This is a genomic window from Paenibacillus sp. TCA20 (assembly GCF_000732325.1).
GTDB lineage: Bacteria > Bacillota > Bacilli > Paenibacillales > Paenibacillaceae > Paenibacillus > Paenibacillus urinalis.
The window spans coordinates 57565-70362 of the sequence record NZ_BBIW01000017.1; the positions used below are offsets into that span (position 1 = coordinate 57565).

The 12798-nt window shown below is 48.6% G+C and carries 6 protein-coding genes; all 6 read right to left on the reverse strand.

Going from position 1 to position 12798, the window contains the following annotated elements:
• Nucleotides 1–190: 190 nt before the first annotated feature.
• From TCA2_RS23410 to TCA2_RS23435, 6 genes are read right to left on the reverse strand one after another with little or no spacing between them, the layout of a single operon-like run.
• On the reverse strand, nt 191–385 hold the full coding sequence (locus TCA2_RS23410; RefSeq protein WP_047914021.1) for an MbtH family NRPS accessory protein: 195 nt from the start codon (nt 383–385) through the stop codon (nt 191–193).
• Between the two features lie 16 nt (nt 386–401).
• Nucleotides 402–7568, reverse strand: coding sequence for a non-ribosomal peptide synthetase (locus tag TCA2_RS23415; protein WP_152557834.1), 7167 nt, complete (start codon nt 7566–7568; stop codon nt 402–404).
• Nucleotides 7569–7616: 48 nt separating this feature from the next.
• On the reverse strand, nt 7617–8570 hold the full coding sequence (locus TCA2_RS23420; RefSeq protein ID WP_047914023.1) for an isochorismatase family protein: 954 nt from the start codon (nt 8568–8570) through the stop codon (nt 7617–7619).
• 33 nt (nt 8571–8603) lie between these two features.
• Nucleotides 8604–10232, reverse strand: a complete 1629-nt coding sequence (locus tag TCA2_RS23425) for a (2,3-dihydroxybenzoyl)adenylate synthase (protein WP_047914024.1) — start codon at nt 10230–10232, stop codon at nt 8604–8606.
• Nucleotides 10232–11494, reverse strand: coding sequence for an isochorismate synthase DhbC (gene dhbC / locus TCA2_RS23430; protein ID WP_047914025.1), 1263 nt, complete (start codon nt 11492–11494; stop codon nt 10232–10234). Before dhbC ends, TCA2_RS23425 begins: the two co-directional genes overlap by 1 nt.
• Before the next feature lie 34 nt (nt 11495–11528).
• Nucleotides 11529–12314 (reverse strand): 2,3-dihydro-2,3-dihydroxybenzoate dehydrogenase, encoded by a 786-nt coding sequence (locus TCA2_RS23435; RefSeq protein WP_047914049.1) that lies wholly within the window; start codon nt 12312–12314, stop codon nt 11529–11531.
• Nucleotides 12315–12798 lie beyond the last annotated feature (484 nt).

Here is a 12798-nt window from a genome sequence, read left to right on the forward strand (position 1 = left end):
TAAAGCCCTGCTGCTTTTTCGATGTTGCTTATCATTTAAGATGGTTTATATCTTGTATTACGCGGAAGCCTTGTTTTGTCATTAAGTTCTATCACTGTGTCTTTCGTGTTCTCTTTCTGATTGGTCTCTCCACTCAGCTTCTATCTATTATCTTTCTTCTCTTTCTACTATCTCACACTTTTAGCTCCGTTTATCGCAGGCTCTTGGGACGCATATCTGTCCAGTTCACTTCGATATAATTCTGGCATGCCAGCTTATTATCTGTACCGTACACGATCGTCCAGCCTGGTGGCACATCGATCATTTCCGGCCACATAGAATACTGCTCCTCATCGTTGATCAGCACAACGAAGCTGCTATTTTCATTATCAAAAGGATTTGCCATGCTTCTTCCCTCCTAGTTAGACATATACTCTATTCCTGTTCGCTAAACGCTCTGCGATAATTCGTCCGATTTCTTCGAGTGGTCCCGCCTGGCACATGTCCTTATGTCTGCAATTTAGATCGTATTGTTCCATTGCTCCGCCGATATAAGGCTCCCAGGTCTCAGGAGCAATCGGATCGAACCAATCTGGGATGATGGTTGATTTGAAGAACAGGAGCTCCCCATTGTAACGGCCAGGAACGTAGGATCCGAGTATACGCACAGAATTGACATACGTATCTTTCAGGTTGAGCAGCGTCTCCTCCGATAGACTGGCAAGTGCGCTTCCATCCTTTTGGAGAATGTTAAACGCCAGCTCCAGAGATAACGATTGATCTTCCAGATCATCTGGGTCATACCCTCCCAAAGCGAGCAGTGCTGTTAAGGCTTCTTCCTCGCTTGGACCTGTACCGAGCGGCAAGAAGTGACCAGGATACGCATCCAGCATAATCAGTATGTCTACCTCTTCACCCTGCGCTTGTAACTGGACTGCAATGGCATGAGCCACATTTCCTCCGAGTGACCAGCCGAGCAGACGATATGGACCACTTGGCTGTACCTGGCGGATATGCTCGATATAATCTGCTGCCATCTCCTCAATGGATCCAGGCAGCAGCTCCTTCTTCCCAATTCCTCTTGCCTGTAATCCGTAGATTGGCACACTGGAAGGAAGTGTCTTCATGAGTCCTGCGTAACACCAGCTGAGTCCACCGGCAGGGTGAACACAGAACAGAGCAGACTCCCCACCGCTCTTTCTGAGTGGCAGCAGGACATGAAGTGCACTTAGAGAATCTCCCGCTTCCAGTCTGTCGCTCAGCTTCGCTACCGTCGGTGCCTCGAACAGATTGCCGATTCCAAGCTGAATGCCAAGTGCATCATGAATTCGACTCATCAGCTTAACTGCAAGGAGGGAATGTCCTCCGAGATCGAAGAAGCCATCATCTATGCCTACCCTGGATAAGCCTAGCACCTCTGCAAACAGCTCACAAAGCAGTTCTTCCTGAGGATTCCTTGGACCGCGGGAGCTCACCAGCTGCCCGTAATCCGGTGCAGGCAGTGCTTTTTTGTCGAGCTTGCCATTTGCCGTAAGCGGCAGCCGGTCCAGGACGACAAATGCGCTTGGAATCATATATTCCGGTAATGCAGCTCCAAGCGAACGTTTCAGCTCTATCGTATCCGGCATCTCTTCACTTCTAGCTACGATATAGGCAACCAGGCGCTTGTCTCCGATTTGATCCTCTCGGACCACAACAGCGGTCTGCAGCGCAGAAGAATGCTCAGCAATAACGGTTTCGATCTCACCAAGCTCAATTCGGAAACCGCGAATCTTCACCTGATGGTCGGCACGACCAATGTAATCGAGATTCCCATCCATAGTCCAGCGAGCAAGGTCTCCGGTCCGGTACATAACTTCTCCGGGCTTACCGTAAGGATCAGCGATGAATCGTTCCGCTGTTAAGCTCGGTCTTCCCAAATACCCTCTGGCAAGGCCGGCTCCTGCTACATACATTTCCCCCGTAATTCCCCAAGGAACAGGCTGGAGATAATCATCAAGCACGTACAGCTTCAGGTCGGATATCGGTTCACCGATTAAGCTGCTCTCTGCTCTCGCCTCGGCTGCTTCCTGACTTAGAGGATTAAATGTCACATGTACGGTCGTTTCGGTAATGCCATACATATTCACCAGCAGTGGAGATTGTTCGGGGTGCCGGCTATACCATGATTTGAGGCGACCCAGCTCTAGTGCTTCTCCACCAAAGATCACATAACGTAAATTCAGATCTGCAGCGATTACAACTTGCTCCTGATCCGCCTGCATCAAGGAGTAAAATGCAGAAGGGGTCTGGTTAAGCACCGTCACCTGTTCATCGATCAGCAGCTGATGGAATTCAGCAGGGGTTCTCGTTACCGAATGAGGAACAATGACTAGCCGCCCACCGTACAGCAAAGCCCCCCAGATTTCCCACACGGAGAAATCAAACGCATAGGAATGGAACAATGTCCATACATCACTTTCATTGAAGAAATATGATTCATCTGTCGCTTTGAATAAACGCACGACATTTTGATGAGGAATCATGACTCCCTTCGGTTTGCCTGTAGACCCTGATGTATAAATAATATAAGCGGTATTCGCTGGTCTCAGCGGAACTGGCATATCTTCCTCTCCAGGATTATGGATGGACAACGTATCCAGCAAATCCATTACGGATTCATCGTCCATAACAATCTGTGGAATCCCATCCATGCCAGGAATATGAGACATCACATCTGAATGAGTGATGATGCTTACTGGTGCAGCATCTTCGATCATATAAGCCAACCTGTCCTGAGGGTATTCAGGATCTAGAGGCAGATAAGCGCCTCCGGATTTAATGACCGCCAGTATTCCAATGATCATGGACAAGGATCTAGGAAGAGCAAGGGCTACAATCTTCTCGGGTCCGACACCCTGATGTATGAGCAAATGAGCCAGCTGATTCGCCTGTGCGTTCAGCTCTTCATAAGTGAGACTTTGTCCTTCATAAGTAATCGCTGTATTATTGCCTGATCTTGCCGCCTGCTGCTCAAACCATTCCTTAATGCTCATACCCGGAATCTCAGGAGCAGCTGGGGTACCCAGCTCAAGCATAAACTGTCTTTCAGACACAGCCAGCATGGACAATCGCTCGATTGGCATATCCGGATCTGCAGCGGCAGATTCAAGCAGTTTGATATACCAGCCTGCCAAGCATTCTACTGTTTCCTCGTCGTACAAGGCTTTATTATATTCAAACCAGCCATGAATTCCGTTTGGAGCACCTTCGTTAGTTCGATGTTCACGAAGCTCCAGCGTGAGATCAAACTTGGCTGATCCCGTATTCATAATCTCCACCTTGGTGCTAAGATTTGGAATGTCAAGGATTGGATCCGGTGTATTCTGAAAAGCAAACATCAATTGGAACAGCGGATGTCTTCCGCTTACCCGGCTCGGATTTAAGTGTTCAACCAGCTGTTCAAATGGGATATCCTGATTCTCGAAGGCCATCAGATCAGATCTGCGCACTCTGTCCACGAGCTCTCTGAATGACGGACTCCCCGAAGTATCCGAACGAAGCACCAGATTGTTAATGAACATGCCGATCATATTCGTCAGCTGATCATCGTTACGACCGGCGATCGGACTTCCTATCGGAATATCAGTGCCTGCACCGAGACGGGTAAGCAGAGCCGCGAGTCCGGATTGAAGCACCATGAACAGGCTGCTCTTCGTATCCTTCGCTAGCTTAGAGAGCTGATCATGAAGCTCGGCTCCTACCTCAAGCGTCACAATTCCTGCTGCATTGCCGTGATCGGATACCCGTGGACGATTGCGAATCAGCTCCAGCTCCTCTGGCAGATCTGCAAGCTGTTCTTTCCAATACTTAAGCTGCTCTGTCAGCGGATTGCCCTCTTCCTGCTTGCGCCCGTTAAACCACTCTTCCTGCCATACGGCATAATCCGCATATTGAAGCGGCAGCGGAGCAAACGGAGGTGCTTGACCCGTCGTTCTTGATTGATACGCCTCAGACAGATCGTTTAATAAGGGGTTTAGTGACGAGCCATCACATGCAATATGATGCAGGAGCAGGACGAGCACATATTGATTAGAGTTCAGCACGAACAAGTCAGCTCGTACCGGCACCTCTGTCTCAATCTGAAAAGAATACTTGATCGCTTCATCGATGCTCGTGCACAGCTCCATCTCATCAATCTGGCTGATCGTAAATCGTGGTGCCCTCTCTCCCTCAGGTAAAACGTGCTGTCTGGCGCTTCCCTGATGTTCAGGATATAGAGTATGAAGCGCTTCATGCCGATTCGTCACATCGTAAAATGCCTGCTCCAGTGTTGCTATATCCAGCTCGCCGGTCATTTCGATCACTACGGGAATGTTATAGGTTGGCGTTGGACCTTCCAGCAAATGCTGAAACCAGATGCGTTTCTGAGCAAATGACAGCGGGATTACCTGAGGCCGCTCCGTAAGCTGAATAGACGGACGCGATCTATCAGCTGTCATCAGCTTTTTCGCGAGCTTGGCTACTGTCGGTGCCTCAAACAGATGTACAATGGAAATATCCTTGTCAAATACATCCCGAATTCGAAGCAGAAGACGTCCTGCAAGAAGGGAATGACCGCCAAGATCGAAGAAGCTGTCATCAATCCCCACTCTCGGAAGCTTCAATATTTCTGCAAAGAGTTCAGCCAGCAGATCCTCCTGCGGTGTCCGTGGAAGTCTCGAACCGGATTCAGCAGTAAAATCAGGCGCAGGCAGTGCTTTGCGATCCAGCTTTGCATTAGGAGTTAACGGAAGCTCCTCCATGAAGACGACAGCGGATGGCACCATATATTCAGGCAGCTGTACGCTTGCATAAGCACGAAGATCACTGGAATTCAGCTGTTGGCCTTCATCAGCTACAACATATGCCACCAGACGCTGCTCACCGGAGGCATCACTTCTCGCAACGACAGCAGATTTGAGTACAGCGTTGTGACTCATCAGTACGGATTCGATTTCTCCAAGCTCTATGCGATAGCCTCTGATTTTGAGCTGATGATCACTTCGGCCGATATATGCAATTGTTCCATCTGTCTGCCACCTGGCGAGATCTCCCGTGTGATACATTCTTGATCCGGGTTCGCCGTATGGATTCGCGATAAATCGTTCGGCAGTGAGTCCCGTGCGATTCAGATAACCTCTAGCTAGACCATCGCCTGCAATGTACAGATCACCGGCAATTCCTGGCGGAACGGGCTCAAGTCTCGAGTCAAGAATATACATTTGTGTATTTCTGATTGGACTGCCTATGACAGGTGTCTGACCCTTCCGCTCATGAAGCAGCGCTGCTGAGGACCAGATGGTCGTCTCTGTCGGTCCGTATAGGTTCACGACTTCGCAATTGAGCTCTGTGAAACGCTCGAAGAGCTCTTTTGTCAAGGCTTCGCCTCCTACCAGAACCTTGATACCTGTAATCTGATCGGGGCAGCTTAACACCAGAGACTGCCATAATGTCGGTGTCGCTTGCATCATTGTCATACCGGATACAGAAGCGAGTCTTGAGAACGCTTCAGGGTCCTGGACTGTTCTTTTGGGTGCGATTATCACTTCTGCCCCATGCAGAAGTGGAAGAAACAGCTCCAATACCGCAATGTCAAACGATACCGTTGTTACCGCAAGCAGTCGATCCGAGGAGTTCACCTGAAGCAAATTCTGCATGGCTAGAAGGAAATTACTGACTCCGCCTCGAGTGACAACGACTCCCTTTGGCTTGCCCGTTGAACCGGAAGTATAGATGACATAAGCCGGATGCTCGGGGGATACGGACCTAGCTCCTACCTTCTCATGCGCTGTGAATGGATGCCCTGCAGAAGCAGACAGCTCTGCAGCAAGCAGGGGATCATCCGCCACAAGCAAGGAGAGCTGATCCGGTACAAAGGTTCTTTCTTTCATTTCATGCTCAGTAATCAACAAGAGTGGTTTAGAGTCGTGAAGCATGTACTCCAGCCGATCATCTGGAAATTCAGGGTCTAAGGGCAAATATGCAGCGCCGGACTTCAGAACCGCCAGCATGGATACGACCATATCCACGGATCTGTTCAACAGAATGGCTACTAATTCTTCTGGCCCTGCTCCCTTCTTGATCAGCAGCCTTGCGAGCCGATTCACTCGAACACTTAACTCATGATAGGTTACTGATTCGTTGTTATAGGTAATTGCTGTATGATCAGGAGTTTTATCTGCCTGTTCTTCAAACCACGCGATGACGTGCTTCGCATCATTCACAGAATCCTTTGTTCTGTTCCATTCATACAATACGAGTTCTTTCTCCTCAGGAAGGAGAACCTCAGTATGCCGGAAATAGTCATCCGTACGATGACTCGCCAGATTTTCAATATAAGCACTAAGCCTGAGCAGATGCTGATGTATTTCTTCCTTACTATAGAGCTGAGGATTAGCGTCGATATCCAATCTCAGCTTTTTCCCATCCGCAGATCCGTATAGGTTAAATGTCAAATTCTCCACAGGTCCAGCAGCCAGATTATGAACAAGGCCTGTCGTGTGCCCGCCCCATTTCAAAGTCGACTCAAAAGGCATAATATTAATGATTGGTCCATATAAGTTCTGGGCCTTTAAATTAAGCTTCAAGTCTCGCCTTAACTCCTCATGCCGATAGCTTTGGTGCTGTCGTACTTCCCTCATACGAGAAGCTGTCTGCTGAATCAATGCTGTGAAAGAATGCCCTTCCTGCAATTGCAAGTGAAGCGGAATCACATTCATTACTGTAGTGGGAACAGACAGAGCTCCAGAACCCGTTCGGTTCATCATGGGCAGTCCAAATACAATCTCCTTTGACCCCGTCAGACGGTGCATATAGGCGGCGATGGCAGCAACGATAACTTCACTCCATACCGATCCTGTATTTTTGGAGGCTCGCTGAAGACTCTGGCAGCAGGATTCTGTCAGATACAAGCTTTCACGAAAAAAGGAATTCGCTTGACCCGTTGCCGCTGCTTCCTGAGCAAGACTAGCGATTTCGATCCCATCCTTGTACTTCTCCAGCCAGAAATCGCGGGCCGCGGCTCTTTGCTCAGAAGTTCTGTAGGCATTCTCCATTTGAAGTATGGAAGATATAGAGCCGAATTTGCTTGGTACCGGCTGCTCGTTCTGAACTAGTGCAGTGTAGATTTGGGCTGCTCTTCTTAGAAGCAGTGTTACGCCAAATCCATCGATCGCGATGTGATGCACACGCTGATACCAATAATAGCGGTCATTACCCAGCCTAAATAGAGCCTCGGCAAAGATAAGATCACTTCTCAGGTCTACAGGCGTCCTCAGGTCCATCTGCATCCAATTCAGTGCTGTCTGCTCAGGATTGGAAAGATCACTGACATCAATGATCTCTAGATCCCATTTCATATCCGTACGGATTAACTGATAAGGTCCTTCTTCTCCTTCTTCAAAGGTCACGGTTAACGTACCTGATTCCTCTACCATCTGCCGAACTGCCATCTCAAATTTATCCTGATCGAGAGGTCCCTGAATCTCAATGCATTCCGCTGTATTATAAATGGGGTTATCTGGATCAAGCTGCTGAGCATACCATATCCCCGCTTGCGCTTCCGTCATCGGAATCCTGTTATTTGAATTCGTTTCAACCGTCAACTCCATCCCCTCCTATTTCAGCATATAGTCCAGATTGGGAAGTGATTTGTTAACTTCTTCAGGCTTGCCTGCCCCTGCCAGCTCAGTCAGCATGTCCGACCATTCTGCAATCGTTGGCTTGTCCAATAGATCAACAAAGGTTATCTCTATTCCAGAGGATCTCCATTCCTCAACCAGTGTCATGATTCGGATGGAATCCAGCCCAAGCAGGGTCAGATCTTCATGATCATTCAGTTCAGACTTGTCGATTCCCATGAGATTCGCAATTTGGTTACGCAGTTGTTCCTTTGACCATTGATTATCCGATACCGTGCTCTTCTGAGCTTGTATCCCCTGCAATTCATCCACTAGCTGCTCGGTTGACACCACCATTGCACAACGCTCGGAAGCATACTTGAGAGCCAGCTTGTGATAATCCTCTGAGAAATCTGCCACTGCGTCTGCGACATAGAATGGCTTGATCTCCTGCATATAGGCTTCCGCAGCAGTCAAGAGACAGCCGATATGAGCGTAAATACCGGTAATCATCATTTGATCCCTGCCCATTTGTCTAAACTGCTCCAGCAGATTTGTTTTCTGAAACGCACTATAGCGCCATTTGGTAAGCACGGTATCCTGATCTGCCGGCTCGAGTTCTGCAATAATCCGCTTCTGCTCTGAACCGCCGTCAATGCCCGAACCCCAGAAATCCTGAAGCAGTCCACGCTGTTCCAATGTCTGTCCACCCGGCTGTGCCGAATAAATAACGGGGATTCCGAGCTGATGAGCTGCTTCTCTGAGTCTCGTAATATTTGCGACAAGCTCCGTAACAGGAGACTCCTCTTTAGTAAATGCGTCTACAAAATATTGCTGCATATCATGAATTAAGAGCACAGCCTTATTTGGATCGATCTGCCATTCCACCTTATTTTCAGGCAGGTCTGCATTGACCGGCATAGAATAGCTTTTAATTTTTGGAATTGCCATAATGATTCATCCTTTCTAAGTGTATCTTCGAGTTCATCTTTTTAATGATTCCTGCAATGGATTCAGCTCTGCTGCAATTTTTTCTCTTAATGCTTTCTTACTGACTTTGCCGACGGCAGTCATCGGGAATGACTCGACACACTCCACACGGTCTGGTATTTTGTAATCTGCGACTCCACGATCACGCAAAAATCTGCGTATCTCCTGCAAGGTCAGCTTGGTATCCTTCGGAATAATGTAGGCACAGGTGCGTTCTCCCAAGAAAGCATCCGGCATGGAAACAACAGCAGCATCATACACCCCTTCATGGGCCAGCAGGTGATTCTCCAGCTCTTCTGCCGCTACTTTTTCGCCGCCTCGATTGATCTGATCCTTGGCCCTGCCTTCAACAACGAGATAGCCTTCCTTCGTCAGACGAACCAAATCGCCTGTCCGGTAGAACCCATCCTTCGTGAAGGCTTTCTTGTTATGCTCATCTGCCTTGTAGTAACCCTGTATCGTATAAGGTCCCCGGGTCAGCAAATGTCCGATTTCTCCAGGAGCGACCGGTACATCATCTTCATCTACAATCCGAATCTCGTCATCAGGGGAGATCGGGCTGCCTTGGGTATATAAAATAAGCTCATCCGGATCATCAAGTCTCGTGTAATTGACGAGGCCTTCCGCCATCCCAAATACCTGCTGCAGCGTACAGTCAAATGCCGCATTCACCTTGATGGCAGCTTCTGTCGTAAAATTCGCCCCCCCTACCTGCAACACCTCAAGGGAGCTGAGATCCTCCTTACGTGTCTTCGCTGCCTCGAGCCATACGAGTGCAAGCGGTGGAACGAGTGCCGTAATGGTTACCTTTTCCCGCTCGATTAACCGAAATGCCTCATCCGGACTCGGTCCCGGCGACATCACCACTCGTCCTCCCGCATACAAAGTACCCAGCACCCCTGGGGAGCTCAGTGGAAAGTTATGCGCAGCTGGAAGTGTAGCCATATATACACTGGATTCACTCAATCCGCATATTTCTGCGCTTCCGTGCAGGCTGTAAATATATTCATCATGCGTCCGTGGAATCAGCTTCGGCAGCCCTGTACTTCCTCCGCTCAGCTGCAGAAAGGCCACATCTCCAGAACGAACTTCAGGCAGCGGCAGCGGTTCCTGATCAAGCTCTTCAATGTTTAAAAATGAGCCTGCTTCTCCTACCACAATGACATGCTGCAATGAAGGCAATTCGGTAACAACCTCCTCTGCCAGGCTGCAGTAATTAAATCCGCTGTATTGATCAGCGATAATGTAAGCAACAGCCTCAGAATACTCGCCCAAATATTTGATCTCACTCTTTCGATGAGATGGGAGAGCAAATACAGGCAGTGCACCTATCCGAAAAAGCGCAAAAATCACCAGAGTAAATTCAGCGATATTAGGCAGCTGGAGGACAACCCGGTCTTCCTTCTTGATCCCCAGCTTCAAGAGCCCCGCAGCCAGTCGATCAGCCTTCTGATCCAGCTCGCGATAGCTCCATCTTTTTGAACCGCTGACAACAGCAAGATGATCACCGTAAACCTCAGCCCTCTGTTTCAGCATCTCTCCAAACGTAATTCCTTGCCAATAACCCGCTTCACGGTATTTATCCGCTGCCTCCTGCGGCCAGGCTGTGAAGCCATCCAGCATTATACTCCCTCCTTGTTCACCATCGTCTCCGTTTCGTTCTTAAATCCGATCGCCTTAAGAAATGTTCCCATCTTGGCTGAAGTCTCTCGCAGCTCATCCTCAGGCCTCGAGCCCTCTACAATTCCAGCACCGGCATACAATCGGATATACCTTTTTCCAACCTCAGCACAGCGGATCGTGACCGCCCATTCTCCGTCTCCAGCTGCATTACACCAGCCCACCGTTCCGGAATAATAACCCCGATCAAATCCTTCAAGCTCCTTAATGAGCTCTCTTGCTTCATCTGTCGGTGTCCCGCAAATGGCAGGAGTCGGATGAAGAGCATAAGCCAGCTCCAAGGAGGAGGTATCTGAGCTAAGAAGCTCTCCCCGAATCGTTGTAGCCAAATGCCACATGGTTTCCGTTGCAACGAGTGATGGTCTGTCCGGAACTTCAAGCTGTTTACAGTAGGGTCTAAGTGCTTCTGCAACAGCTCTTGTTACAAACGCATGCTCATGTAGATCCTTGACCGACTCCATTAATCCGGCAGCCCGCTTCCGATCCTCTTCCGGATCATCACTGCGTGGTATGGAGCCTGCAAGTGGACTGGATATCACTTCAAGTCCCTTCTTCGAGACCAGGAGCTCAGGGCTGGCACCTAGCAGCGTCGTACCTGATTCTTGGTGCAATGCTTCATGCTCGTCGTGAGGCGGAGAAATCCGCTTAGTCTCAAGGGGTACAGCAAACGTATACCCGCTTGTATTCTGAGCAGCCAGCTGGTGAAGCAAAGCACGAGCATCTACTGGCCGATCAGAGACCAGTTGAAGAGAACGTGCAAGTACAGCTTTGTTCACACGACCTTGACGAATATGTTCAAGCAGCCGGGTAACTCCTTCCTGATACACCTCAGGTTCTGGAACCGGTGTTGCTGTATAGTCTGATAAATTCAGTTCATGCTGCGGTGTTTCATTCGTAAACGTTAGTCCTTCTGCCTGCCTGAATGAACTCGGTATATAGAGCTGGACAGGATCATTACAATCAAATGGCACTGCTCCGACAAGAATGCAGGGCTTCCCGGTTGATTGCTCTTGAATACGCAATATTTCCGTCGCTTGTTCGGCCAGTTCCTTCCAGTCCCTCACTTCACCATTGGTCAGAACCCGGAGAGCACAGCCTTCTGTCAACAAAGTGTGGTTATGTGTTGCAAAGAAGAAGTTCTCTCCCGGAGTGTATTGTTCAAGCAGCTGCTGTGAAGGGCTGACTTCTTTAACCCCTGTTTTCATAAAACCCGCCTCCTAAGTCGTTCATATATTCACACTACACACCAAGTGTAGCGCCGCCATCTACTCTGAGCTCACACATCGTGATATGCTTCGCCTTATCTGAGATTAGAAAAGCAACCGTATCTGCTATATCCTCTGCTTCGGCAATTCTGCCAAGCGGGATGCCGACCCGGTAGTTTTCCAGAGAACCGCCAATAACCGCTTCAGCACCTAATTCATCAGTCCACATGCCGCGCTGCATGTCTGTATCCGTTGAACCTGGCGATACAATGTTGCACCGGATTCCATGCTGAGCAAGCTCAAGTCCGAGACATTTCGTAAAGTGGGCAGCAGCTGCTTTGGAAGCAGCATAGGCTGACATGTTTACACGAGGCATGGCATATGCGTTAGAGCCGACGGTAATGATTACACCCGTTTTGCGAGGAATCATATGACGCGCTGCTGCTCTGCTCACATAGAAAACGCCGTGTGTGTTAACAGCAAATGTCTGATGCCAATCCTCGTCATCCATAAAAGCAACCGGTCCTGTATCGAGGACACCGGCTACATTGACGGCTATATCGATATGGTCCATTTCCCGGATAATTTGCTGCATCGCATGATCGACAGAGCTGCTCTCCCGCACATCCGCAGGAAATGCAGCTGCAGCATAGCCCTCCTTTTGTAATTCCTTTACGGTATCGTGAAGCTGTGATGCATTATAATCAATAAGAGCAACCTGAATTCCGTCTGCAGCAAGCACCTTGGCTACCGCTTTTCCAATTCCTTGGGCTGCTCCTGTCACGACAGCGACTTTTCCTGTCAGGCTTGCAGAAGCCATTTCGACAACACCTCTGTTTTTGTTGAGAATGATTATCATTTTGTTGATAACGGTTCTCATTATAATGTTGCCTTATGCAGCTCACCATGGATTTTATCCGGTATTTTCCATCGAAAAACCACGCGTTTATTGTCGTATTCGACATCGCATGCCTGTCATTAGTACTATTTTTATGTCTGAAAATACGGTCCTGCCTCTACACTTGTCCACATCAAAAATGGTATGTAATGGTATTTGCTTTTCATCGGAATAACCTCGCATTCCAGCAAGCGTCAATATCGGACATCCCAAAATCTGGTTTGAAGCGGCTCCTTAAATACAAAAGTCTGCCTTCACATACTGCGACCCTTGGCCTACTTCTGACACAAGCTTGAGCGCATGGACATCGGTCGGAAATTGGATGAAAAAACTGAAATTTTTGTTTCACTCTTGTGTAGTTTCTACTATATAAATAGCTACCTTTTTCTGTATCAAAAAAATAGAT

Excerpts from the sequence above, each read along its gene's own strand:
- TCA2_RS23410 (WP_047914021.1), bottom strand. The coding sequence starts at position 385 with ATGGCAAATCCTTTTGATAATGAAAATAGCAGCTTCGTTGTGCTGATC.
- TCA2_RS23415 (WP_152557834.1), bottom strand. The coding sequence starts at position 7,568 with ATGACGGAAGCGCAAGCGGGGATATGGTATGCTCAGCAGCTTGATCCA.
- TCA2_RS23420 (WP_047914023.1), bottom strand. The coding sequence starts at position 8,570 with ATGGCAATTCCAAAAATTAAAAGCTATTCTATGCCGGTCAATGCAGAC.
- TCA2_RS23425 (WP_047914024.1), bottom strand. The coding sequence starts at position 10,232 with ATGCTGGATGGCTTCACAGCCTGGCCGCAGGAGGCAGCGGATAAATAC.
- dhbC (WP_047914025.1), bottom strand. The coding sequence starts at position 11,494 with ATGAAAACAGGGGTTAAAGAAGTCAGCCCTTCACAGCAGCTGCTTGAA.
- TCA2_RS23435 (WP_047914049.1), bottom strand. The coding sequence starts at position 12,314 with ATGGCTTCTGCAAGCCTGACAGGAAAAGTCGCTGTCGTGACAGGAGCA.